This is a genomic window from Citrobacter sp. MGH106 (assembly GCF_001037495.1).
GTDB lineage: Bacteria > Pseudomonadota > Gammaproteobacteria > Enterobacterales > Enterobacteriaceae > Citrobacter > Citrobacter murliniae.
This window is the reverse complement of the sequence record NZ_KQ089822.1, coordinates 1,010,692-1,035,165: the sequence shown is the minus strand read 5'-3', so window position 1 is coordinate 1,035,165 and position 24,474 is coordinate 1,010,692. Positions and strand designations below refer to the sequence as shown.

Annotated in this window: 20 protein-coding genes; 7 read left to right on the top strand and 13 right to left on the bottom strand. The window is 50.6% G+C overall.

Features of this window, described 5'->3' with window-relative positions; genetic code table 11:
- Positions 1 to 252: 252 nt before the first annotated feature.
- Positions 253 to 324, top strand: a complete 72-nt coding sequence (ypdK, locus tag SK36_RS24575; protein ID WP_010723117.1) for a membrane protein YpdK — start codon at positions 253 to 255, stop codon at positions 322 to 324.
- 66 nt (positions 325 to 390) lie between these two features.
- Here ypdK and alaC read toward each other — a convergent pair whose 3' ends face one another.
- A complete protein-coding gene (gene alaC / locus SK36_RS04695; protein ID WP_045449736.1) occupies positions 391 to 1,629 on the bottom strand; it encodes an alanine transaminase in 1,239 nt (412 codons plus the stop codon).
- A 388-nt stretch (positions 1,630 to 2,017) separates the two neighbouring features.
- On the opposite strand from alaC, the gene SK36_RS04690 reads away from it, so the two are divergent.
- From SK36_RS04690 to SK36_RS04680, 3 genes are read left to right on the top strand one after another with little or no spacing between them, the layout of a single operon-like run.
- Positions 2,018 to 3,715 carry a sensor histidine kinase gene (locus tag SK36_RS04690; protein WP_136345336.1) on the top strand — a complete coding sequence of 566 codons (1,698 nt, stop codon included), beginning with the start codon at positions 2,018 to 2,020 and terminating at the stop codon, positions 3,713 to 3,715.
- 14 nt (positions 3,716 to 3,729) lie between these two features.
- Complete coding sequence (gene ypdB / locus SK36_RS04685; RefSeq protein ID WP_045445801.1) at positions 3,730 to 4,464, top strand: two-component system response regulator YpdB; 735 nt, start codon at positions 3,730 to 3,732, stop codon at positions 4,462 to 4,464.
- A 24-nt stretch (positions 4,465 to 4,488) separates the two neighbouring features.
- Positions 4,489 to 5,343 carry an AraC family transcriptional regulator gene (locus SK36_RS04680; protein ID WP_048220876.1) on the top strand — a complete coding sequence of 285 codons (855 nt, stop codon included), beginning with the start codon at positions 4,489 to 4,491 and terminating at the stop codon, positions 5,341 to 5,343.
- Between the two features lie 30 nt (positions 5,344 to 5,373).
- On the opposite strand, the gene SK36_RS04675 is transcribed toward SK36_RS04680, so the two are convergent.
- The 11 genes from SK36_RS04675 to glk all read right to left on the bottom strand — a co-directional run bounded on the left by SK36_RS04675 (position 5,374) and on the right by glk (position 19,597).
- Complete coding sequence (locus SK36_RS04675) at positions 5,374 to 5,970, bottom strand: dienelactone hydrolase family protein (protein ID WP_048220875.1); 597 nt, start codon at positions 5,968 to 5,970, stop codon at positions 5,374 to 5,376.
- Between the two features lie 69 nt (positions 5,971 to 6,039).
- Complete coding sequence (locus SK36_RS04670) at positions 6,040 to 6,528, bottom strand: TrmO family methyltransferase domain-containing protein (RefSeq protein ID WP_048220874.1); 489 nt, start codon at positions 6,526 to 6,528, stop codon at positions 6,040 to 6,042.
- Positions 6,529 to 7,313: 785 nt separating this feature from the next.
- Positions 7,314 to 7,961 carry a formate dehydrogenase-N subunit gamma gene (gene fdnI / locus SK36_RS04665; protein ID WP_048220873.1) on the bottom strand — a complete coding sequence of 216 codons (648 nt, stop codon included), beginning with the start codon at positions 7,959 to 7,961 and terminating at the stop codon, positions 7,314 to 7,316.
- On the bottom strand, positions 7,954 to 8,838 hold the full coding sequence (gene fdxH / locus SK36_RS04660) for a formate dehydrogenase subunit beta (RefSeq protein ID WP_048220872.1): 885 nt from the start codon (positions 8,836 to 8,838) through the stop codon (positions 7,954 to 7,956). Before fdxH ends, fdnI begins: the two co-directional genes overlap by 8 nt.
- A gap of 12 nt (positions 8,839 to 8,850) precedes the next feature.
- Positions 8,851 to 11,901 (bottom strand): formate dehydrogenase-N subunit alpha, encoded by a 3,051-nt coding sequence (gene fdnG, locus SK36_RS04655; protein WP_075261755.1) that lies wholly within the window; start codon positions 11,899 to 11,901, stop codon positions 8,851 to 8,853.
- Positions 11,902 to 12,188: 287 nt separating this feature from the next.
- Positions 12,189 to 14,684 (bottom strand): phosphoenolpyruvate--protein phosphotransferase, encoded by a 2,496-nt coding sequence (gene ptsP / locus SK36_RS04650; protein ID WP_048220871.1) that lies wholly within the window; start codon positions 14,682 to 14,684, stop codon positions 12,189 to 12,191.
- Positions 14,685 to 14,707: 23 nt separating this feature from the next.
- Positions 14,708 to 15,748, bottom strand: a complete 1,041-nt coding sequence (gene ypdE / locus SK36_RS04645) for an aminopeptidase (protein ID WP_048220870.1) — start codon at positions 15,746 to 15,748, stop codon at positions 14,708 to 14,710.
- Complete coding sequence (ypdF, locus tag SK36_RS04640; RefSeq protein WP_048220869.1) at positions 15,748 to 16,830, bottom strand: aminopeptidase; 1,083 nt, start codon at positions 16,828 to 16,830, stop codon at positions 15,748 to 15,750. Before ypdF ends, ypdE begins: the two co-directional genes overlap by 1 nt.
- 17 nt (positions 16,831 to 16,847) lie before the next feature.
- Positions 16,848 to 18,095, bottom strand: coding sequence for a PTS fructose transporter subunit IIC (locus tag SK36_RS04635; protein ID WP_045445829.1), 1,248 nt, complete (start codon positions 18,093 to 18,095; stop codon positions 16,848 to 16,850).
- A 19-nt stretch (positions 18,096 to 18,114) separates the two neighbouring features.
- Positions 18,115 to 18,441: a PTS fructose transporter subunit IIB gene (locus SK36_RS04630; RefSeq protein WP_045445832.1), complete on the bottom strand. Its 327-nt coding sequence runs from the start codon at positions 18,439 to 18,441 to the stop codon at positions 18,115 to 18,117.
- 190 nt (positions 18,442 to 18,631) lie between these two features.
- Positions 18,632 to 19,597, bottom strand: coding sequence for a glucokinase (gene glk / locus SK36_RS04625; protein WP_045445835.1), 966 nt, complete (start codon positions 19,595 to 19,597; stop codon positions 18,632 to 18,634).
- Between the two features lie 204 nt (positions 19,598 to 19,801).
- Between glk and SK36_RS04620 the strand changes: the two genes are divergently transcribed.
- Positions 19,802 to 21,037, top strand: coding sequence for an ion channel protein (locus SK36_RS04620; RefSeq protein WP_048220868.1), 1,236 nt, complete (start codon positions 19,802 to 19,804; stop codon positions 21,035 to 21,037).
- Here the strand turns inward: SK36_RS04620 and SK36_RS04615 are convergent, their stop codons facing one another.
- Complete coding sequence (locus SK36_RS04615) at positions 21,038 to 22,690, bottom strand: alpha-keto acid decarboxylase family protein (protein WP_048220866.1); 1,653 nt, start codon at positions 22,688 to 22,690, stop codon at positions 21,038 to 21,040.
- Positions 22,691 to 22,871: 181 nt separating this feature from the next.
- Here SK36_RS04615 and mgrA point away from each other — a divergent pair, with 181 nt between their 5' ends.
- The gene (gene mgrA, locus SK36_RS04610; RefSeq protein WP_048220865.1) at positions 22,872 to 23,870 is read left to right on the top strand and encodes an L-glyceraldehyde 3-phosphate reductase; all 999 of its coding nucleotides are present in this window, start codon (positions 22,872 to 22,874) and stop codon (positions 23,868 to 23,870) included.
- A 128-nt stretch (positions 23,871 to 23,998) separates the two neighbouring features.
- The gene (ypeC, locus tag SK36_RS04605) at positions 23,999 to 24,325 is read left to right on the top strand and encodes a DUF2502 domain-containing protein YpeC (RefSeq protein WP_045445847.1); all 327 of its coding nucleotides are present in this window, start codon (positions 23,999 to 24,001) and stop codon (positions 24,323 to 24,325) included.
- The last annotated feature ends 149 nt before the right edge of the window (positions 24,326 to 24,474 follow it).

Here is a 24,474-nt window from a genome sequence, read left to right as displayed (position 1 = left end):
ACAGATAGAAATCAAACTGTCGCCGAATCACGACACTCGTAAGTTACTAAAATTAAATAAAAAAATGCCTCTTGTCTCACCTCATTTTTAGGCGTACATTAGCGCCGTCTGGAGCATTAAAGCTCAGAATTCTGAGGTGATGCAGCGTAGAAAACGAGGGGTATTCTCTGGTTTGCTCACAGTGGCATCAGCTCTCTGTCAGGTAAGTGTATGTTCATTTAGGCGTGCTTTTGGTACGCGGAGAGATGAAAAGTGAAATATTTCTTTATGGGCATTTCATTTATGGTCATCGTTTGGGCCGGTACTTTTGCCCTGATGATCTAAATAAAAAGATGCAGCAAAAAAACAGGAGCCATCAGGCTCCTGTTTGCTTTTGTATCTGAACGATCTTTAGTCAGCGTTTTCAGTTGCTGATTTCGTACCGGCAGGCAGTAAGCCATCCGCACGGAACATCGCTTTAATTCCTCTGATCGCCTGGCGAATACGATCTCGGTTTTCAATCAATGCAAAACGCACGTGAGTATCGCCATAGTCGCCAAAGCCAATCCCCGGCGAAACACATACTTTTGCTTCGTTCAGTAGTTTCTTGGCAAATTCCAGTGACCCCATAGCGGCATATTGCTCCGGGATTTTCGCCCAGACGTACATCGACGCTTTTGGCATTTCTACCATCCAGCCAGCTTCGTGCAGCCCTTTGACCAGTACGTCACGGCGCCGCTTATACTGCTCAGCGATATCCCGCACACACTGCTGGTCGCCTTCCAGCGCAGCAATCGCCGCAACCTGTAATGGCGTGAACGTGCCGTAATCGTGATAGCTCTTAATGCGTGCCAGCGCGTTAACCAGCGTTTTGTTGCCAACCATAAAACCAATGCGCCAGCCCGCCATGTTATAGCTTTTCGACAAAGTGAAAAACTCAACCGCTACGTCACGCGCCCCCGGAACCTGCATGATAGACGGCGCTTTCCAGCCATCATAAACAATATCAGCATAGGCCAGGTCGTGAACCACCAGCACGTCGTAACGTTTAGCCAGTGCAACCACTTTTTCGAAGAACTCCAGCTCCACGCACTGCGCAGTCGGGTTGGACGGGAAACCCAGAATCATCATCTTCGGTTTCGGGTAGCTTTCGCGGATCGCACGCTCCAGCTCATTAAAGAAGTCGACCCCTTCCACCAACGGCACAGAACGCACCTGTGCTCCGGCAATCACAGCACCATAAATATGGATTGGGTAACTTGGGTTTGGTACCAGAACTGTATCACCGTGATCCAGTGTCGCCAGCATAAGATGCGCCAGCCCTTCTTTGGAGCCAATGGTCACAATGGCTTCGGACTCAGGATCGATATCAACGTCATAGCGTTCCTGATACCAGCGGGAAATCGCCCGACGCAGCCGTGGAATACCGCGAGAAGTTGAATAACCGTGCGTATCCGGGCGCTGAGCCACGGTGCACAATTTTTCGACAATGTGAGGAGGCGTAGCCCCATCCGGATTCCCCATGCTGAAATCGATAATATCTTCGCCACGCCGACGCGCAGCCATCTTCAGTTCAGCAGTGATGTTGAAAACGTAAGGGGGAAGGCGATCAATACGCGTAAAGCGACGTTCAGGGCGGGAGTCAGCCATAATATCCTCAGGATTAACGTTAGCGCCCGGACCGTCCGAGCGACGCTGCCACGATGGTGGCACGTTTAGAAAATAGCCTGAATAAATTCCATCTGTCGAGAGGCAAACAAAAATATTTTTTACTGACGTAAAAGAGGAACTGAAAAAATAAAAAGGGAAATGGACAGTTTTGACTGATTGACAAAATCACCATCCATTAACATTTTGATGTTATAAATTTTACCTCGTAAATCAACCAATCCTCGATATGTATTGTAAACTCACCTCTTCTTTACAATCCCCTTTTAATATTATGGTTTTTCCTCATTAGACGGGTCTTACGGGTATGCTGGTCATCCAGCCTCAGGTTACCTATCATAGAGGTTTAATCCTTTCGCAAGAGTCACCCGTGCACGAAATATTCAATATGCTGCTGGCGGTCTTTGATCGGGCAGCGCTGATGCTGTTTTGTCTGTTTTTCCTGATTCGTATCCGCCTGTTCCGCGAACTGTTGCACAAGTCTGCACACTCCCCGAAAGAGCTACTCGCCGTTACCGCGATTTTCTCCATGTTTGCTCTGTTCAGTACCTGGTCCGGCGTACCGGTAGAAGGTTCTCTGGTTAACGTACGTATTATCGCTGTAATGTCAGGGGGGATTCTGTTCGGTCCGTGGGTCGGCATCATTACAGGTGTTATCGCGGGTATTCATCGCTACCTGATCGATATTGGCGGCGTAACCGCCCTTCCGTGCTTTATTACCAGTATTCTGGCGGGCTGTATTGCTGGCTGGATCAACCGTAAGATCCCCAAAGCGCAGCACTGGCGCGCAGGTATTTTAGGCGGGATGCTGTGCGAAACGCTGACTATGATCCTGGTCGTCGCATGGGCCCCCACCACCGAACTGGGGCTGGATATTGTCTCAAAAATCGGTATCCCAATGATCCTTGGCAGCGTCTGCATTGGCTTTATTGTCATGCTGGTACAAAGCGTTGAAGGAGAGAAAGAGGCCAGCGCCGCAAAGCAGGCCAAGCTGGCACTGGATATCGCTAACAAAACCCTGCCACTCTTTCGTCATGTGAACAGCGAATCGTTACGTCAGGTGTGCGAAATTATTCGCCATGACATTCATGCAGATGCGGTCGCAATTACCAATACCCAGCACGTTCTGGCCTACGTTGGTGTTGGGGAACTAAACTATCGCGACAATGATGATTTCGTCAGCCCCACCACTCAACAGGCGATAAATTACGGAAAAATTATCATAAAAAACAATGATGAAGCACATCGTACACCAGAAATACACTCCATGCTGGTGATCCCTTTATGGGAAAAAGGTGTTGTGACCGGCACGCTGAAGATCTACTACTGTCACGCTCACCAGATCACCTCCTCGTTACAGGAGATGGCAATCGGTCTGTCGCAAATCATCTCCACTCAACTCGAAGTATCCCGTGCAGAGCAACTGCGCGAAATGGCAAATAAGGCAGAGCTACGGGCGTTGCAAAGTAAAATCAATCCCCATTTCCTGTTTAATGCGCTAAACGCTATTTCCTCATCCGTGCGGTTAAATCCGGACACCGCACGCCAGCTCATTTTTAATTTGTCACGTTATCTTCGCTATAATATTGAATTAAAAGACGATGAGCAGATTGATATCAAAAAAGAGCTGTATCAAATCAAAGATTACATCGCCATCGAACAGGCCCGTTTTGGCGACAAGCTGACTGTTATTTATGATATTGATGAAGAGGTCAGCTGCTATATCCCCAGCCTGCTGATTCAGCCGTTGGTAGAAAACGCCATCGTCCATGGCATTCAACCCTGCAAGGGGAAAGGCGTGGTTACTATCAGCGTCGCGGAGTGCGGTAATCGGGTCCGGATCGCCGTCAGGGATACAGGCCATGGTATTGATCCGAAAGTTATTGAACGGGTCGAATCCAACGAAATGCCGGGCAATAAAATTGGTCTGTTGAATGTACATCACCGCGTGAAGCTGCTCTACGGCGAAGGATTACATATCCGCCGCCTGGAACCAGGCACAGAAATAGCATTCTATGTGCCCAATCAACACTCGCCCGCCGCAGCACCGGCTACCTTATTGCTTTAACCAGGAGTGAAGTTGTGAAAGTCATCATTGTTGAAGATGAATTCCTGGCCCAACAGGAACTTAGCTGGCTGATAAAAGAGCACAGCCAGATGGAGATTGTCGGGACGTTTGACGATGGTCTGGACGTGCTGAAATATCTGCAGCATAACCGCGTCGACGCTATTTTTCTGGATATCAATATTCCCTCGCTGGATGGCGTACTACTTGCGCAAAATATCAGCCAGTTCGCGCATAAACCCTTTATTGTGTTTATTACCGCCTGGAAAGAGCATGCCGTTGAAGCGTTTGAGCTTGAAGCGTTTGACTACATTCTGAAACCATACCAGGAATCGCGGATCGTTGGCATGCTACAAAAGCTGGAGGCGGCCTGGCAGCAACAGCAAGCAGGTACGACGCTCACCAGTCCCGTAACACGTGAAAATGACACGATCAACCTGATCAAAGATGAGCGGATCATCGTGACTCCAATCAACGACATTTATTACGCTGAAGCCCATGAAAAGATGACCTTTGTCTATACACGGCGCGAATCGTATGTCATGCCGATGAACATCACCGAATTTTGCAGCAAACTGCCCGCTTCACATTTTTTCCGCTGTCACCGTTCCTTCTGCGTAAACCTCAACAAAATTCGCGAGATCGAACCGTGGTTCAATAACACCTACATTCTGCGGTTAAAAGATCTGGAATTTGAAATCCCGGTCAGTCGGAGTAAAGTGAAAGAGTTCAGACAGTTAATGCATTTATAGCGCTTATCCTACAGAGATAGAGTGATGAAAGAACCAGGCTTGCCCGCAGACCAACAGTTTTTTGCCGATCTGTTCAGCGGCCTGGTGTTAAACCCACAGCGGTTGGGTCGCGTGTGGTTTGCCACTCAGCCAGCCAATTTACCGACCAGCAGTTTGTGCATTGACCTCCCGCGCCTCGATATCGTGCTACGTGGGGAGTACAGCAATCAACTGGAAAAAAAACAGCACAGTCTGCCGGAAGGCGACATGTTGTTTATCCCTGCCAGAGCGGCCAATTTACCCGGAAGCGATAAACCGGTTATGTTGTTGAGTCTGGTGTTTTCTCCGGCGTGGCTGGGGTTGTCTTTTTACGACAACCGCACCGCCTCACATTTGCGTCCGATTCGCCGCATTGAGTTGCCACATCCACAGCGTGGTGAAGGTGATGCAATGCTTACTGCATTAACCCATTTGAGCCGCTCTCCTCAGGCACAGGATATCATTCAGCCCCTGGTGCTCAGCTTGCTGCATCTGTGCCGAAGCGTGGTCAATACCCGGCCGGACACACAGCGACCGCGCTCAGAATTTCTCTATCACAGCATGTGTAACTGGGTACAGGACAACTATACTCAACAGTTGACCCGGGAAAGCGTGGCACAATTTTTCAACATCACTCCGAATCACTTATCCAAGCTGTTTACCCAGCACGGCACGATGGGATTTGTCGAGTATCTCCGCTGGGTCAGAATGGCGAAGGCACGCATCATCTTACAGAAGTATCATCTGCCAATTAGCGAAGTGGCACAGAGGTGCGGATATCATGACAGTGACTATTTTTGCCGCCTGTTCCGGCGTCAGTTTGGCATAACTCCAGGAGAATACAGCGCGCGTTTTCAGTAGTTCGGGTACGAATTAAATGTTGAAAGAAGTTCACTGTACAATTCTGCTGATAAAATCAGCAACCAGATCGCTGGCAATTTCCGCGTTCCTGCAGTCAAAGTTTTCCCCGTAAGGATCACTAAAGCCATGGTGGCTGTTGAGTATATGACATGTGACGGATGCTTTGTCGCTCAGTTGACGTTGCACTAAAACAGGATCAAAAGACTGTTCAAACTCAGCAAAAATAACCAAACAAGGACAAGGTGGAATAATATCAGCATAGTCCCTGATGCGAGAGCCATAGTAACAAACAACACCATCACACAATTTACTTTCAGCAGATAACCAGGCAATTGTGGCCCCCACGCTGAAGCCTATTACTATGATTTTCCTGTAGCATGGGCGAATCGTACTGAGCAAAGAAACGACTCCTGAAGGATTAAACCCAGAATGGTTTATAAAGTATCTGTAAGCTTCATCTTGTTGTGAGTATAAAAAAGGTGCTTTATTTTCCAGTAGAGAGGGGCAATAAACATCAAATCCTTTGTTATGATACTCATTACATACCTTTTTTATATGATCGTTAACACCATATATCTCATGCAAAACAACGATGGCATTTTTTTGTTTTTTAATGAATTTTAACATTACCCCTCACTACCTATTCTTAGCTAAAGATTCTCAACTGCAGTTTAAAGTCGGGTATTGGGTGAGATTTCAGCATGACTTGTCAGATGTAAATACATTTTCCCAGTCATAATCACCTGATTCTTCATATGAGTGTGGCCAGTGACGACACCACTCTGGGACGTTTGGAATTTCGACTCTATCAATACCCGGTATATAAGGTTTGATATCCAGTATCGGAGAACCATTAAAAGCATCCAGCCATGCTAAACCAATGACTCCTTTATCATGATCTATATATGTCACTTGTGAACAATCGAGTGCGACAGGGTTTGGACGATAAGGAGACCGTGTTGCAAATGTTCCTAATACATCAGGACCATTTTTATAGGGCTGATGCTCTGTCATTTTACTTCGGTCCATAGGATTGTCACAGGAGGATAGCCACCATAGGACCTGTATGTGACTAAACCCATCAAGGCCAACGAGGGCAGGAATATACTTATGTTCCAGTACCAACTCCACTGTGCCATTTTCAATGCTGATGACTCCAATTGTATCCAATCTAAGGTTTGCCATATCAAGCTCCATTTTTAGCATTGGTTTACGAAAACATCACAACATCCATACCCATAGTGGCAGTACTTTTTTTATACTTAAAGGACTTTTTTCGAGATCGTTTAGCTTTTGATCCATATCTTTTTACCCAGGTTATGTAAGCACAATCATTCAACTTTATTTTGACGAATTTCAGGAATTTATTGGAAGATGCCATCAATAATGATGGCAAAAAGAAGAATTAGATGCATAGCTAACATCAGCATGTCATGCTTTCATAAAAATAATCAGTTGAGGATGTCGTCAGTAACTTTTCTTTAGAGTAGCTTTGTAAGTCATTGCTTGTTATAACCACTACGACCAGTTGAGGAAATGGAAGATAAGAATGAATAATATCAATTGTGTTTTGGAAAATTATCTCAATACATACAGCTCATTGCTTACAAAAATATTTCTTGTACTCCTTCTGATACTTTGGTTCCGCACTCTTCTATTAAGACGAAGAAAAAAACAAAGTTCTGTAGCTGCAATCGCGGCAGCCGACGCCAGAGAGCGTTACCAGTGGCGTTATTTTCGATGGTCATTACAATCAATACAGATCGCATTCTATCTGTATCTTACTTGGTCAATAATCAAGTATCTATTGACATGATTAATCCATCTATTAATGGATATGATGAGAATCAGACACTGCAATGCTTGCAGTGTTGTTAACCAATACCGTAAACAGCCAATGTAATTTTGGCTGTTTACGGTTTGTTCATAAACGATACTGATGAAAAAACCACTAAAAATAGTGACTGGCTCTATTTTGTATCTTCACTTTGGTTCTCTGAACGCTCTATCTCACGATACCAGCGTGGATGGTGCTTCTTCGCCCAACGTCGGCTGACTTTTCCTTCAATCATGCCTTCTATAGATCCTTTCACCCAAAATGCCATATACATGTGGATTAGAATAGCGTGGATCAGAACGATAGCTGCCGTAGCGTGAATAAGTAAGCTCCAGCGAACAATGTTAATCGGGAAATAGTGGGCAAAGTAGGGCCGCCAGATAATGACCCCAGTGGCCAACAGCACAAAGATCAGACTCATTATGCTCCAGAACATCATTTTCTGACCGGCATTATATTTGCCGACATCAGCGACTTTATGTTCATTCCCCTTCAGTACTTCAACAATACCTTTAATCCAGGGAAGATCCTGTTTATCGGGGATGTTGTGATGTACAAAGCGAACGAACATAAACATCAGCACGATAAAAATCACCACTCCAAAGAATGGATGTAGGATCCTGCCCATTTGCGGCGTACCAAAGGTTTCGGTGAGCCATTGCAACGTCGGGAAAAACAGCGCAACACCAGAGAGTGATACCAGGAAGAAGCTAATTACTACCGTCCAGTGGCAGGCACGGTCGATAAATTTAGTACGAAGTATCATTTTGCTTTTACTCATGACCGCTATCCTCCTCATCATCAGTCTCTTTGTTCGGTCCGACACCTATGTAGTGGTAAATCAGTCCAGCAAAAGTGGCGATAAATCCAGCAGCGGAGAGTGGTTTGAGAATACCTTTCCAAAGGTTCACCGGCGCGGCAATTTTCGGGTCATCCGGCAGATTGTGGTAGAGCGAAGGATGGTCTGCATGGTGCAGAACGTACATCACATGAGTGCCGCCCACGGATTGTGGGTTGTATACCCCCGCCTGGGCATAACCACGTTTTTTAAGCTGCATCACGCGGGTTTCTGCCACATTGAGCATCTCTTTTTTGGTACCAAACTGGATAGCGCCGGTTGGACAGGTTTTCACGCAGGCTGGCTCCTGACCGACACTAACCCTGTCGACACACAGTGTGCATTTGTAGACGCGATTATCCTCTGGATTGAGTCGCGGAATGTTGAACGGGCAGCCGGCAATGCAGTAGCCGCAACCAATACAGTGCTCAGACTGAAAGTCGACAATTCCGTTAGCATACTGAATGATAGCTCCGGCAGACGGACATGCTTTAAGGCATCCTGGATCCTCGCAATGCATACAACCATCTTTGCGAATCAACCATTCCAGCTTGTCGTTATGAGTGGTTTCGCTAAAGCGCATCACCGTCCATGACTTGGCGCTGAGATCAGTTGGATTGTCATAGACGCCGTTGCAATAGCCCACTTCATCGCGGATATCGTTCCATTCTGAGCAGGCTACCTGACAGCCTTTGCAGCCAATGCAGGTGGTGACATCAATTAATTTTGCTACTTCTGCACGGTAATCGCGTGCGTGCGGCGGCGGCGTGATGCGATTTGTCGCCGAGCGTTTGATAATATCTTGTGATTGCATAGCCATGAGTTCTTTCCCTTATGCCCTCTCGATGTTGACCAGAAACGCTTTATATTCCGGCGTTTGCGAGTTGGCATCACCAACAGATGGCGTTAACGTGTTGGCGAGGAAACCCTTGCGCGTTGCACCTTCAAATCCCCAGTGGCAAGGGATACCAACGGTATCGACCTGCTTACCATCTATCGTCAGCGTTTGCAGGCGTTTAGTTACCACCGCCTTCGCTTTGATAAAGCCTCGTTTTGACATCACTTTCACAGTATCACCCGCTGCAATGCCTTTTTTGCTCGCCAGCGTTTCACCAATTTCGATGAACTGGTCAGGCTGGGCGATAGCATTCAGCAATGCATGCTTGGTCCAGTGGCGGAAAAGTTCAGTAATGGAATAAGTCGTGGCGACATACGGGAAGGCGTCAGCTTTACCCATATTGTCGATATCGCCACGGTAGATACGCGCAACCGGGCTGGAGATAACCTCAGGATGCAGCGGATTGGTGCCAATAGGTGACTCAATGGGTTCGTAATGTTCCGGGAACGGCCCATCGTTCATTTTGTCTATAGAAAACAGACGCGCGACGCCTTCCTGATTCATAATAAACGGCCCGACATTGCTGCCCGGTTCGGCCTGACTGTAATCGGCAACGTCCATACCTGCCCACTTTTTGCCATCCCAGCGCAGCAACGTACGCTTTGCATCCCACGGTTTTCCAGCGGGATCGGCAGACGCACGGTTGTAAAGAATACGGCGGTTCGCTGGCCACGACCATGCCCAGCCAGGGGTACACCCCAAACCATATGGATCGCTGTTATCACGGTTAGCCATCTGGTTGCCCTGCTCCGTCCAGCTTCCGCAGTACACCCAGCAGAAACTACTGGTAGAGCCATCATCGCGAAGCTGCGCAAAGCTGCTGAGCTGCTGGCCTTTTTTAGCGATGAGTTGCCCTTTATCGTCATAGAGATCCTGAAGTGCCATCCCATTTCCCTCGCGGGCAACTTCTTCCGGATGCGGGTCGTACGGATCTTTATAGTCCCAGCTCATGTTCAGCAACGGTTCGGGATTGGCTCCGCCCTCTTGCTGATAAAGTTCACGCAAGCGCATAAACAGGCGCCCGAGGATTTTTGCATCATGCAATGCTTCGCCAGGCGGCTCTGCCGCCGCCCAGTGCCACTGTAGCCAGCGCCCGGAGTTGGCAATAGAACCGTCCTCCTCCGCAAAGCAGGATGATGGCAACCGGAAGACTTCAGTCTGGATATCTTCCGGCTTCACGTCATTCATCTCACCGTGATGCTGCCAGAAGTTCGACGATTCGGTCGCCAGTGGGTCGATAACCACCATATATTTCAGTTTCGCAAGCGCACGGGAGGATTTGTTTTTATCAGGAAACGCTGCCAGCGGGTTGAAACCTTGTACGATGTAGCCGTTAATCTTGCCTTCCAGCATCAGCTCAGCCTGGGTCATCACGTCATATAGACGATCCCATTTCGGTAGCCAGTCATAGCCCCAGTTATTCTCAGCAGTAGCGCGATCGCCCCAGAAACTTTTCATCATGCTGACGAAGAATTTTGGTGTATTTTTCCAGTAATTCACTTCATTCACGCCAAGCGCAGGCGGGGTAACCTGCGAGATATAGGTCTGGTAGTCAGGTTGTTTTTCGGAAGGTAGCGGCATATAGCCAGGAAGGTTAGTCGAGAGCAAACCGAGGTCGGTGTAACCCTGAATATTCGAGTGGCCGCGCAAAGCGTTGACACCGCCGCCCGCCATACCGATATTGCCCAGCAACAACTGAAGCATCGCTGCTGCGCGGATAATTTGCGCTCCGGCGGAATGGTGCGTCCAGCCCAACGCATACAGGATTGTCGCGGTGCGATTCGGAACGCTGGTACTGGCGAGGATTTCACAGATTCGGTTGAAATCTGCCACCGACGTACCGCACAGTCGGTTAACCATTTCAGGTGTGTAGCGGTCGACGTGATTTTTCAGCAAATTCCACACGCTGCGTGGGTGAGTCAGCGTTTCATCGCGCAGGGCATTGCCCTGTTCATCCAGTTGATAGAACCAGCTGGATTTGTCGTACTGCCTTTTTTTCGCATCATAGCCGCTAAAAAGGCCATCGTTGAACTGATAGTCATCGCGGATGAGCAAACTGGCGTTGGTGTAGTGCCGCACATACTCATGTTGCACGCGATCATTTTCCAGCAGATAACGAATCACGCCAAGCAGGAATGCAGTGTCGGACCCTGCACGGATCGGCGCATAAAGATCGGCAATAGCGGCGCTACGGTTAAAGCGCGGGTCAACCACCACGACCGTAGCGTCGTTTTTAGTTTGTGCTTCTATCACCCATTTAAAACCAACCGGATGTGCTTCGGCCGCGTTGCCCCCCATAATCAGCACCACGTTGGCATTTTTAATATCGACCCAGTTATTGGTCATCGCTCCACGACCAAAGGTCGGTGCCAACGCAGACACGGTTGGGCCGTGGCACAGCCGGGCCTGGCAATCGATAGCCACCATTCCCAGGCTACGGGTAAATTTGCCGTCGAGAATTCCGGTTTCATTACTTGCCGCCGAGGAGCACAACATACCGGTTGTGGTCCAGCGGTTAACGGTCACACCCTGGGGGGTTTTCTCAATAAAGTTTGCGTCACGGTCATCTTTCATTAATCGAGCAATTCGATTAATCGCATCTTCCCAGCTGATTCGCTGCCATTTATCAGAGCCCGGTGCACGATATTCAGGATACTGCAGGCGCGTTTCGCTATGAATATAATCCAGAACGCCCGCACCTTTCGGGCACAAGGAGCCGCGACTTACAGGATGATCCGGATCGCCCTCAATATGGTAGATGCTTTCTTTGACATTTTTGGCCGTATCGCCAAGGCTGTACATCAACATGCCGCAGCCCACTGAACAGTATGTACAGTTATTCCGCGTCTCTTTTGCTTTTAAGAGTTTATATTGACGGGTTTCCGCGTGAACGGAAAAAGATGATAAAAATCCGAGGGATGCAACAGTGGTTCCTGCCATACCGCCCGCGCAGATTCGAAAGAACTGCCTCCGGCTTAACTCCATGTGTCCTCCAGCTTAAACTTAAGACATGAAAAGGGATGATTATTATAAGGTTAATATGCCGTATAGACCATTGTTATTATATGGTTATAACAAGCAAGAGAAGCCACTATCGGCGGTAGAATGGAAATGGTTTACTGCGTTTGGGTATCTGAAAGGCGGAAATGTGATCAATGGGTCGTTAAACGCTATTTCATGTGCCACTGCCTGCTGAATCCGGCCTGCAAACGTACCCGTCTGTAGACCGGATTCGACGTCGTTTGCGTCTCTACCCGGCATTTATCACAAACTCAAAACGTCAATTCGGCCTCCAGCAAGGCCAGAATGCTTTCGGCATCTTGCGCTGCAAACAGTGACTGGCGAAACTGCTTATTTACCAGCTTGCGCGCCAGCTGCGAAAAGACCTTCACGTGGTTAATACCCTCATCGGCTCCCAGCGTTAGCATGATCACCAGTTCAACGTCCCCCATCTCCGACTGCCAGTCGACCGGCTGCGCAAGCCGGACAATGCTGATGCTGGAGTGACGGATCCACTGGGATTTTGTATGTGGAATAGCCACGCCAAAACCAACGGCGGTCGTGACAATCTCTTCCCGCTGCCAGACATCCTCTTCAAGCTCAAACGGGTGTTCCGTTCGCCCATTTACGCCGAGATTGCCGCACAGGAACTGAATCGCCTGTTCTTTATTGCTCAGTGGTTCGCCTACAAAAATGTTCTCCAGCGCCAGCAACGGACGGACATCTTTTTGCGGTGCAAACTGATTCAGCAACGCTTCGATCTCCTGCGCGCTGCGACATTCGCAGGCCCGCAGAGCGAGCTCCCGGCACGCCTGGCTGTCCAGTTCACGTAGCTGGCTTTTCACGGCCGGAATACGCGGGCTACTCATACTCAATTCGTCGAGTCCTAAACCCAGCAACAGCGGTAAATAGCGCCCTTCTCCGCCTAGCTCACCACAGATCCCCACCCATTTGCCGCGATCGTGCGCCACGCTGACGATTTGCTGCAGCATCCGCAAAAACGACGGCGTAATCGGGTTATACAACGGCGAAACTCGCGGGTTATTACGATCGACCGCGTACAGATACTGGGTCATGTCGTTTGAGCCGATGCTGAAGAAATCGACTTCGTCACAGAAGTGATCGATGATGTAACACACTGACGGCACTTCAACCATAATCCCCAACGGAATGGCCGGGGCATGGCGTAATCCCTCAAGTTTCAACTCAGCTATCGCTTTTTGCAGTTCACTTTTCACCCACAGGATCTGGTCAAGACTGTGCACCATCGGAATCATCAGTTGCGCGTTACCAAAGGCCGCTGCACGAAAAATGGCGCGTAGTTGAGTACGGAACAATCCGGCAAATTCGGGATAAATTCGCACCGCGCGATAACCAAGGAACGGATTGTCTTCCTGAGGAATATTGAGATAACGGATATTTTTATCGCCACCAATATCCATGGTGCGAAAAATGACCGGTTTGTCGCCAGCGGCCAGTAACACCTGCTGGTAGGCTTCAAACTGCTCCTGCTCGTCAGGCGCGCTGTCTCTGTCCATAAACAGCATTTCAGTACGAAACAGCCCAATACCCTCCGCACCATTAGCAAACGCTCCTGGCGCTTCCAGCGCAGTACCGATATTCGCTGCGACATCAATGCGCTGATTATCTTTGGTGAACGCAGGCTGTGCGGCATCAAGCGCCTGCCTCCGCTGGCATTCATCCGCCAGCTTTTGTGCAATCCCATAATACCCACGCACAGCATCGTTTGGGTTAATCGCCAGTACACCGCAGCGGGCATCCAGTACCGCATGCTGACCCGTATAGCGGCTAATCGCCTCCAGAGGCAGGCCGCTGAGCACAGGGATCGCCGACGCGCGAGCCAGAATCAGTGTATGCGATGTGCGGCCCGTTTTCTCAAGGATCATGCCGGACAGATGCTGCAAATTGAGGCTTAAAAACTGACTGGGGGTCAGGTCTTCGGCAATCAGTATTGTCGGTTGTTCCAAAATCAGTGCATTACGCGGACGTCTTTCGGGCCAGGTGATGTGCAGCAACTGCTCGCTGATATCACGGATATCGCTGACCCGTTCACGCAGGTAGTCATTGCCGGAGGCTGACAGCTTGTCACACACCTGTTCCATATTGGCGATAATCGCCGCACCTAATCCCAGATGCTGCTCAAGCATCAGGCGACGGATATTGCCGGCAAACCCATCATCCTGAATCAAGGACAGGTGTGCACTCAGTATGGTTTTACTCTCACCGTCACGCTCTCGCAGCTGCTGATTAAGCTGTTCAGCCAGCGTCACCAGGCTATGCTCCAGCCGGGTATTATCCTCCGCGCTCGCCGCTATTGCCCGATAGACTTCCAGATTATCGCGCTGCCAAAGTGTTAACGAACCAGCCCCTACGCCACCAGCCAGCACATTGCCATACAGCAAATCCGGGTTAAGGCGAATCAGCGAGCGTGGCAACGGATGAGCTGCCAGCTCTGAGAACGTGGGCTGGACACTGTCACTGTCAATAAACCGGTGCTGGAGATACTCTTCCAGCGCCCGCCTGGCCTGTTCTTCATCGCTACCGGTGATGGTTAAACTGCAACTGTCGTTAAACAGCGTTCCGGTGCCAATCAGTGCCAGCGAACTTTTCGCATCTGCCCGGGTATTCTGGCGATGATTGATAAATATCACCTCACTTTGCCACTGGCTACAGTGCTCTTTTAGCTCCCATGCCGGACGTGCATGCAGGCCATTGGGTAACGGGCAAAGAAATTGAATCGTGAGCATAACAACTCCTGGTTAGCGCAAAATCAGCACCTGAAATCCGTCAGATGAACAACGGTTTCGCGCGTAAGATGTGAAATAAGAGCCGACAGCAATTGTTGCGTTTGGCTGATGTCACGGCAAGCTGCAATCGACGCAGCGCAGTGCCCATGGCGTGTAGCTGGCCCCAGCACAACCGTCGGGATCCCTGTGCCGCTGATATGAACAGCCCCACCGTCGGTGCCACCGTTACTGAACATATCCAGCTGTAGCGGTATACCCGTTTCATAAGCGACGCTTTCAACCCATGCTGTCAGTTTTGGTGGGGCAATAAGTGACTTATCGCTCAGCACCAGCATCGGCCCTTTGCCGAGCTGTCGATGATTCGCCGCACCATAATCAAAGTTTTTTGCCCAGCAGGCCGTGTCCAGCACAATGGCTATGTCCGGTGCAACCGCACTCGCCGCCGTTTGCCCTCCACGTAACCCAACCTCTTCACTGGAGCTGGCCACCAGCCAGACTTCACAAGGCAGTTCAGCGCCATGCCATTCACGTAACAGCGCTATCAGCAGATAACACCCGAGCCGATCATCAAAGGCTTTTCCCATTACCCGCTGGTGTGGCAAAACCTGGAAAGTAGTGTCAAAAGTGACGCGATCGCCCGGACGGACGCCAGCCTGAATGACCTCGTCATATGAGCGCGCGCCAATATCCACCCGCATCGCGCTAACATCATTGCCACTACGTTCTCCGTCAAGCAGCCCAGGGATTTTGCTCTCCTCTCGGGTGGTAATCCGCACCAGTTGCAGTTGCCTGGCCGCCATCCGCACATTTCCTACCGGTAAAACATCAATCGCCCCTTCGCTGGAGATACTGCGTACAATAAATCCCACTTCATCCATATGCGCGCAAATCATCACTTTCGGACCTGTCGATTCATTAAGTCGAATCAGTACCGAGCCAAGGCCATCAAAGCGCACCTCTTTATGCAGACGATCAGCCTCATCAAGTAAGATCTGACGAACCTCTTGTTCTGAAGACGCGATGGCATCCGCCTCACTCAGCGCTTTCAGCAGCGATAAATCCATTACGCCTCTCCCGTATGTAACAATGTTTTCGACATGCTGTAGAGCACCTCACCGCCGTCTGGCGTAACCAGCACAACATCCTCAATACGCACTCCCCCTTGCCCCGGCAGGTAGATACCCGGCTCAACGGTAAGCAACATGCCAACCGCCAGTGAAGTCGTATCTGTCGGGGAGAAGCGAGGGTTTTCATGGACCTCAATACCGATAGCGTGTCCGGTGTTATGCCCAAAGTAATCACCATACCCCGCGTCGGTAATGACCTGGCGAGCGGCGGCATCCACCTCATGGCAGTGCACTCCTGGGCGAATTGCCGCCACCGCTGCACGGTGTGCAGCCAGAACAATTTGATAAACGGGAAACAGAGCGCTTTCTTCTGCCGGTCCCGCACCAGGGACGCGAAACGTTCGCGTCATATCCGAACAATATCCCTGGTACTGTGCGCCAAAATCCAGCGTGATAAATTCGCCCGCTTCGACAAGCTTGTCGCTGGCTTTTCCATGTGGCAACGCGCCGCGCCAACCGCTGGCGACAATGGTGTCAAAAGAGGCCTTTTCCGCACCAAGTGTGCGCATATACCATTCCAGCTCAGCGGCAATGGCTCGTTCACTGAAGCCTGGCTGAATAAATCGACGAATGTGTTCAGCACCGAGATCGGCAATCCGGCAGGCCTCGCGGATACAGGCAATCTCCTGTGTCGTTTTAACCTGCCGAAGAACATCCGGTACCACGCTCACCAGTCGGGCGCGCAATTTACCTGACCACACGTGCGCCGTTTGCCAGCTAACCTGCTCTCCTTCGAAGCCCAGCGTATCCAGGTTTTCGTCATCAATGATTTGATTCACCCGCGAATACAGCGTCTGCGCCCCATCCAGTAAATGGAGCTGGTAGCCACATGTACGCTCCGCGATATCGGTGTAGTAACGGGAATCCACCAGAATATGTGCTTTTTTATGGCTGATAAGCACAAACCCAGAACTGCTGGAGATACCCAGATGCGGCTGTTTATTCTGCCGCGATGAAAGCAGCACGGCGTCCAACCTTTGCGCCGTTAGCCATTCGCGCAATGAGGCAAGTAAACTCATGATGACAATCCTTATATTCAGAGGCTTTCAATCAGCAGTTTGCCTTTGCGATACATCATGTGGCGCAGGAACACGACCATTAGCGCCGTAATAACCGCCCCTAATAAGATCCCCGCCATATAGACGCCGAGATTAGTAACCAGAGGCCATGCCCAGATGGCGGATTCAGGGAACCACTGTACCGCGCCCAGCCAGACAGCAGCCGTCGAGCCGACAATTGCTCCAACCATATATGAAGGGATCGCCGTAACAGGGCTTTCCAGCGCAAAGGGGATCGCGCCTTCGCTAATGCCCATAAACGCAAGGAACATCGCCGTTTTCCCCTGCGGGTAAAGCTGCGCACTAAACAGTCGTTTACCGGTTAAACGGCGGTCGATAAGCGTTGCCAGCCCAAGACCAATAGGTGGAATGACAATCGCAATAGAGCGTGCAGTCACCGGCAGGACGTGATCGGTGGTAAAGCTAAAGGCAACAAATCCTGCGGCCTTATTGATAGGGCCACCGAGGTCAATTGCAGTCGCTGCGGAGATGCCCATCGCATACATCAGCGTACCTTTCTCTCCCGCGGCCGTCAGCAGAGTACGGATACCACCGTTAATCCAACCTCCGAACGGGGTTATCACGTAATACATCGCCAGCATGACGAAAATCGCGGAGAGAATCGGCAGTAAAAAAGTGGTTTTGAATGCCAGCAGAAAATCAGGAAGCTGGATTTTCTGGTTCATCCACTTCACCAGATATCCGGCAACAATCGAGATAATCAGCGCTCCGATAAAGGTCGAAGGTACCGGAGCGGCCGTCGCCCATTGCAGAGTGGTTGGGTCAAAATTCAGCACCTGCGTGGGCTGAGTAGACATCAGCCCGCCGATGAATCCTGCCGGAAACGCCAGCTTACCGCCGATAGAGTTAGCAACGAACGCTGCAAACATGGGTATAGCAAAACCAAACAGCACGCCGCCAAAAGACTGTGACAGCCAGGCAAACTTCAGTAATGAAAGATTAAAACCATCGAACTTCCCGCTATTCAGCGCATCCATGATGCCGGTATCAGCAGGAATTTTTAGCCAGCTATAGGCAATCAGTTGAGAGAAAGCGAGGATCACCCCACCCATGATTAACGTGGGTACCATACGCGAAATACCCGACATTACATGCTGCGGGAGTTCGCCCCAAAAGCTATTGCGGGAGGCCTGAGGATTTTTTATTACCGCTGCCGCACCAGATGCGCCAGGCACAACGGTTGCACTGCGTTTTTTAATGGCCATACGTGTTTCCCTTCGACAATTATTGTTGTTCTGCGGCAACCATTTCTTCGATCTCTTTAATGATGCCAGCAGCGTTTTTTATTGCGTCCTGCAAAGTAATTTCGTACACATCGCGTGTTTCAAACCGCTCGTTATCTTCCGGGGTGACGGCAACGGAGTGGATAATTAACGTCGCTTCGGCAATGTCCTGCGCCGTCAGGCGGTTTTGAATGCCATCTGCGCCCTGCGTTTCAATTTTCACTTCGTATCCCGCTTCAACCGCCGCTTCTTCCAGCGCCTGAGCTGCCATAAAGGTGTGAGCCAGCCCCATCGGGCATGCACAGACTGCAATCAGTTTTTTACTCATAACAGACTCCTCGTAATAGTTAACGAGTGAAATTATGGATGCAGGAAAGCAACGACCGTTACCAGATAAATAATGCTTCTACTGGATAAATAACCCCGCAATTCGGAAATGTGACGAGCGTCGGAATGGCTGGCAACAGACGAAAAAAAACCGCGTGATTAGCGCGGTTTCGCAGGGTATAGCAGTGTAGTTACAGAACATGCCCTAAAGTCTGGCGCAAATGCGCACCTGAGCCAAGCAGTCCTGGATTATCATGTACAATCAGATACACCGGAATGTCCTGAACATAGGATTTAAACCGCCCTTTATCTTCAAAGCCGCCGCGAAAACCAGACGCTTTAAAGAACTCGAGGAAACGCGGCACGATGCCACCGGCAATATAGACACCGCCAAAGGTGCCCAGCGTTAGTGCCAGATCGCCGCCAAATCGCCCCATAATGACGCAAAATAGCGACAGCGCGCGGCGACAGTCGATACAGGAATCCGCCAATGCACGTTCAGTGATATCTTTCGGCTGCAGGTTTTCCGGCAGGCGCCCATCTGACTTCACAATAGCGCGGTACAAATTCACCAGCCCAGGGCCGGACAGCACGCGTTCCGCTGAGACATGACCAATCTCCGCGCGCAGCACTTCCAGAATAATGCCTTCTTCTTCACTATTAGGGGCGAAATCCACATGCCCCCCTTCTCCCGGCAGGCTCACCCAGCGTTTATCCACGTGCACCAGATGCGCAACGCCTAAGCCAGTACCCGCACCATAGACCGCAATAGGTTTCCCTTCGACAGGCTCTGCACCACCAAACTGAATCAAGTGCTCTTTTTTCAACATGGGGATCGCCATCGATACAGCGGTGAAATCGTTGATGATTTCCAGATGACTGAAGCCAAGGTTCTTTTTCATTTCAGCAATAGAAAATGCCCAGGTATGGTTGGTCATTGCCACCCAGTCACCGGTGATCGGGCAGGCAATGGCAATACACCCGTCTTCAACGCTAACGCTATGCTCATCCAGGTACACACGCACAACGGCTTCAAGGCTTGGGTAATCCAGCCCGGAATAGGTCTTTGCCTGCGAAATCTCACCACTGGCAATGTCACACAGAGCAAGACGCGCGTTAGTGCCGCCGACATCACCTACTAAAGCATATTTTGTCATTCTTCTACTGCTCCGCTAAAGTCAGAATAAATCTTTAGCACACTGTAAATTCATGGGGGCATAACAACAACGCCCCAAAGGCTGATGCCCGTGGAAAATCGATCCAGGTCACATAATTACTTTATCGTTTCAGCACCATTTGCAGCAATGCCACAAGGCAGGCTGTGCAAACTACCTCTATGACTCTGTTTGAAGGAATAGAAAATGCTCCATCCGCGTGCCAGAACGATGCTGTTATTATCAACCCCCGCGCTGATTATTGGCATCGCCTCCAGTCTGGTGTTGATCGCAGTAATGAAAGTGGCCTCTGTTTTACAGCAATTTTTATGGGAGCGTCTGCCCGTCAGTATTGGCATTGCCAATGACTCTCCGGTTTGGATCATCGGCATGCTTACGCTTACCGGGATAATGGTCGGCTTAGTGATTCGCTACAGCCAGGGTCATGCAGGCCCGGATCCTGCCTGTGAACCACTGATCGGTATGCCAGTATCAACTTCAGCACTGCCGGGCCTGCTGGCCGCACTGATCCTCGGCCTCGCGGGCGGGGTCAGTCTGGGGCCAGAGCATCCGATTATGACCGTGAATATCGCGCTGGCAGTGGCCATTGGCGTTCGGCTGTTTCCCCGTGTTGATAAGCTGGACTGGACCATTCTCGCTTCTGCTGGCACCATTGGCGCGCTGTTTGGCACCCCTGTCGCCGCAGCGCTGGTGTTCTCGCAAACATTGAACAACTCTAACGATGTTCCCTTGTGGGATCGTCTGTTTGCGCCATTGCTGGCCGCAGCAGCGGGATCACTGACAACCAGCCTGTTCTTTCATCCTCATTTTTCGTTGCCCATTGAACACTACTCACAGATGCATCTGACCGATATTTTTAGCGGTGCCATTGTCGCCGCCATTGCTATTGCGGCAGGTATGGTGGCGGTCTGGTGTTTGCCACGTTTGCACCAGTTGATGCATCAATTGAAACACCCGGTGCTGATCCTCGGTGTTGGGGGATTTATCCTCGGCATATTAGGCGTTATTGGTGGGCCACTTACTTTGTTTAAGGGGCTGGATGAAATGCAGCAAATGGCGTTTAGCCAGACTCTGGGTGCCTCAGACTATTTTATGCTCGCGGTGATTAAACTGGCCGCGCTGGTGGTTGCCGCCGCCAGCGGTTTTCGCGGTGGGCGTATTTTCCCGGCGGTATTCGTGGGTGTGGCGCTGGGACTTATGCTACACGCCCATGTTGAAACCGTACCGGCAGCAATCACCGTCTCCTGTGCCATTCTGGGGCTGGTCTTGGTTGTCACACGCGATGCCTGGCTGAGTCTGTTTATGGCCGCAGTGGTGGTGCCAGACACCACCCTGCTGCCGCTGTTGTGTATCGTTATGCTTCCCGCCTGGTTGCTGTTGGCAGGTAAACCGATGATGATCGCCAATCACCCGGATAAATAGCTATCCGCCGTTACGGGCTTCCAGCGCACGGGTCACCGTGCGCAACAGTTCAGGCAGATCGGCTTTCGGCAACACCACTTCAATCAACGAAAGCCGTTGCGGTGATGCCAGCCGAGCCAGAACTTCCTCCAACTGTACAGCCTGCGCCACGCGCCAGCATTCCGCCTGACATTCCCGACTCAGAGCCTGCGGCACCTGCGTCCAGCTCCAGCCGGCAATATCGTTGTAACGCTGATTCGCCCCGTGAATAGCACGCTCTACGGTATAACCGTCGTTATTGAGCAGTAAAACAACGGGTGACTGACCCTCTCTGAGCATTGACCCCAGTTCCTGAATTGTCAGTTGCGCCGCACCATCACCAATAATCAGGATCACCCGGCGGTCCGGGCAAGCCATTTGTGCACCGAATGCGGCAGGTAAAGCATAGCCAATAGAGCCCCACAACGGTTGTACCAGCACCTCCGCCCCGGAAGGTAACGAGAGCGCCGCAGCACCAAATGCGGCAGTCCCCTGGTCTACGAGGATAATGTCGTCAGGTGCCAGATAATGCTGCACCGTATGCCAGAAGTTTTCCTGTGTCAGCGGCCCCCTTTCAACCGGAATACGATTAACAGGAGGACGTTCAGGTGGGAGAGAGAATGACAATTCCAGGCATAATTCTCGTAGCGTGGTGACCGCCTGTTCCATGGGGACGTTAAACCAGCTTGTTCCTACGCGCGAAGCATGAGGCTGGACCTCAATAGTGCGTTCCTGCGGTAGCCGTTGCGTAAAACCGGCAGTCAACGTGTCAACAAACTGAGTGCCAACACAGATGATCGTGTCGGCATCCTCTATCGCCTGGCGTACATAATCATTGCTGGCCCCAGCGCTGTAAGTGCCAACAAACGCCGGATGACGCTCATCAAAAAGCCCTTTGCCCATCAATAGTGTGGCGTGGGCCATCGGCGTTTCCGCCATCCAGCGCTGTAAAACCGGCTGTAAACCAAAACGCAGCGCGAGAAAATCAGCCAGCAGCGCCACCCGCGGACTGTCGATTAACCGTTCGCGGGCCTGAAAACGAAACGCGGCAGCCACGCTGCTTTCCGGTTCGTTCAGGGGAATAATGAGGATATCTTGCGGGGGCGTGGCGGGGTGTTTGGCAATATCAGCAGGTAGCATCAGATAACCTGGTCTGCGCTCGGACAACATTGCCCGCAGAACCCGGTCAATTTCATAGCAGGCGTTTTGTGCATCCAGCACCGCACTGGCCGAGGTAATCGCCTGGTGCATACGGTAAAAATGCTGAAAATCACCGTCACCAAGGGTGTGATGCATCAGTTCCCCACGCCGCTGAGCACTGCTACACGGAGCCCCCACAATATGCAATACAGGAACATATTCTGCATAGCTTCCGGCTAATCCATTGATTGCGCTTAATTCCCCAACGCCAAAGGTGGTGAGAAGCGCTCCTGCCCCCGCCACCCGGGCATATCCATCCGCAGCATAAGCCGCATTCAATTCGTTCGCGCACCCGACCCAGCGCACGCTGGGATGTTCAATCACATGGTCCAGAAACTGCAAATTATAATCACCCGGCACACCAAAAAGGTGGCCAATTCCACAACCTGCCAGCCTGTCCAGCAGATAATCAGCAACTGAATACGGGGTTTGCATGACAGCTATCCTTCTGACGGTAACCTCATGTTGAGTATCGAAGAACTGTGATACCTGTCCAGAAAACTCGCCGTGAAGGGGGTGGAAAGCTGAATTTACAGTTTCGGCGGTGAAATTTCATTGAGGCCTGACTTGTGTAAACGTATACACTGAAACTCTCACTATCTGGAATGGGGGCTACATGGTTTATCGCGCTGATGAAAATCGCTATCAGACAATGGAGTACCGCCGCTGCGGTCAAAGCGGGTTAAAACTACCGGTTATCTCTCTTGGCCTGTGGCACAATTTTGGTGACACCACGCAAGTCGAGAACAGCCGGAGCCTGTTACAGCGCGCTTTCGATCTGGGGATCACCCATTTTGATCTCGCCAATAACTACGGGCCGCCACCGGGCTCGGCTGAGCGAAATTTCGGACGCATTCTGCAGGAAGATTTTTTACCGTGGCGGGATGAACTCATCATTTCCACCAAAGCAGGCTACACCATGTGGGATGGTCCCTACGGCGACTGGGGTTCGCGTAAATATCTGATAGCCAGCCTCGACCAAAGCCTGAAACGCATGGGTCTGGAATATGTTGATATCTTCTATCACCATCGTCCCGATCCTGAAACACCGCTTACAGAAACCATGAAGGCACTGGATCATATTGTCCGTCAGGGCAAAGCGCTGTATGTCGGGCTGTCTAACTATCCTGCCGACCTTGCCAGACAGGCCATTGAAATCCTCAACGATTTAGGGACTCCATGCCTTATCCACCAGCCCAAATATTCCATGTTTGAACGCTGGGTTGAAGGAGGTTTACTCTCACTGCTGCAGGAGAAAGGAGTTGGCAGTATCGCCTTCTCACCGCTGGCAGGTGGACAATTAACCGATCGCTACCTGAACGGTATTCCTGCGGATTCTCGTGCAGCAAGCGGCAGCCGTTTTCTTAATCCGGACCAAATTACTGCGGAAAAATTAAACAAAGTTCGTTTGTTGAATGAACTGGCTGAGCGGCGAGGACAAAAGCTCTCCCAGATGGCGCTGGCCTGGGTGTTACGGGAAGACAAAGTCACCTCAGTGCTGATTGGTGCCAGCAAACCGGCGCAAATTGAAGACGCTGTCGGCATGCTGGCAAACCGTCATTTCTCACCGGCAGAATGTGCAGAGATTGATGCCATTCTGGGTCGGTTGAAATAAAGACACATTTATTAACAAAAAGTGCTCTCTCTCAGGATTTAAGAGTTAAGGCGATGAAACGGGGCTTTACTGCCCCGTAATATTGCGTTAACAGGCCGGCTACGGCTCGATCGTGAAGGAGAGAAAGAATGTTCAGGTCACTGATTCTGGCGGCAGTCTTAATGGCTTTTGCACCGCTGGCCGCAAACGCTGGCGAAATCACCCTGCTACCGTCGATTAAATTACAAATTGGCGATCGCGACAATTACGGCAACTACTGGGACGGCGGGCGCTGGCGCGACCGGGATTACTGGCACCATAATTATGAGTGGCGCAAAAATCGTTGGTGGCGTCATGACAATGGATACCATCGTGGCTGGGATAAACGCAAAGCTTACGAGCGCGGTTATCGTGAAGGCTGGAACGATCGTGATGACCATCGTGGTCGCGGGCGAGGCCACAAACACCATCATTAATGTAACAAATCCCCCATCATCCGGGGCAGTATTCACACAAACCATCGATATACATAGGGTTCATGTTTGTACATGGACCCTTTTTGCGTAACACTTTCCCAAACGCTGGATTACGTACAGCCACAATAGCCCCCCAGAGCGTCCTCCAT

Excerpts from the sequence above, each read along its gene's own strand:
- alaC (WP_045449736.1), bottom strand. The coding sequence starts at position 1,629 with ATGGCTGACTCCCGCCCTGAACGTCGCTTTACGCGTATTGATCGCCTT.
- SK36_RS04680 (WP_048220876.1), top strand. The coding sequence starts at position 4,489 with ATGAAAGAACCAGGCTTGCCCGCAGACCAACAGTTTTTTGCCGATCTG.
- SK36_RS04675 (WP_048220875.1), bottom strand. The coding sequence starts at position 5,970 with ATGTTAAAATTCATTAAAAAACAAAAAAATGCCATCGTTGTTTTGCAT.
- SK36_RS04670 (WP_048220874.1), bottom strand. The coding sequence starts at position 6,528 with ATGGCAAACCTTAGATTGGATACAATTGGAGTCATCAGCATTGAAAAT.
- fdnI (WP_048220873.1), bottom strand. The coding sequence starts at position 7,961 with ATGAGTAAAAGCAAAATGATACTTCGTACTAAATTTATCGACCGTGCC.
- fdxH (WP_048220872.1), bottom strand. The coding sequence starts at position 8,838 with ATGGCTATGCAATCACAAGATATTATCAAACGCTCGGCGACAAATCGC.
- fdnG (WP_075261755.1), bottom strand. The coding sequence starts at position 11,901 with ATGGAGTTAAGCCGGAGGCAGTTCTTTCGAATCTGCGCGGGCGGTATG.
- ptsP (WP_048220871.1), bottom strand. The coding sequence starts at position 14,684 with ATGCTCACGATTCAATTTCTTTGCCCGTTACCCAATGGCCTGCATGCA.
- ypdE (WP_048220870.1), bottom strand. The coding sequence starts at position 15,748 with ATGGATTTATCGCTGCTGAAAGCGCTGAGTGAGGCGGATGCCATCGCG.
- ypdF (WP_048220869.1), bottom strand. The coding sequence starts at position 16,830 with ATGAGTTTACTTGCCTCATTGCGCGAATGGCTAACGGCGCAAAGGTTG.
- SK36_RS04635 (WP_045445829.1), bottom strand. The coding sequence starts at position 18,095 with ATGGCCATTAAAAAACGCAGTGCAACCGTTGTGCCTGGCGCATCTGGT.
- SK36_RS04630 (WP_045445832.1), bottom strand. The coding sequence starts at position 18,441 with ATGAGTAAAAAACTGATTGCAGTCTGTGCATGCCCGATGGGGCTGGCT.
- glk (WP_045445835.1), bottom strand. The coding sequence starts at position 19,597 with ATGACAAAATATGCTTTAGTAGGTGATGTCGGCGGCACTAACGCGCGT.
- SK36_RS04620 (WP_048220868.1), top strand. The coding sequence starts at position 19,802 with ATGCTCCATCCGCGTGCCAGAACGATGCTGTTATTATCAACCCCCGCG.
- SK36_RS04615 (WP_048220866.1), bottom strand. The coding sequence starts at position 22,690 with ATGCAAACCCCGTATTCAGTTGCTGATTATCTGCTGGACAGGCTGGCA.
- mgrA (WP_048220865.1), top strand. The coding sequence starts at position 22,872 with ATGGTTTATCGCGCTGATGAAAATCGCTATCAGACAATGGAGTACCGC.
- ypeC (WP_045445847.1), top strand. The coding sequence starts at position 23,999 with ATGTTCAGGTCACTGATTCTGGCGGCAGTCTTAATGGCTTTTGCACCG.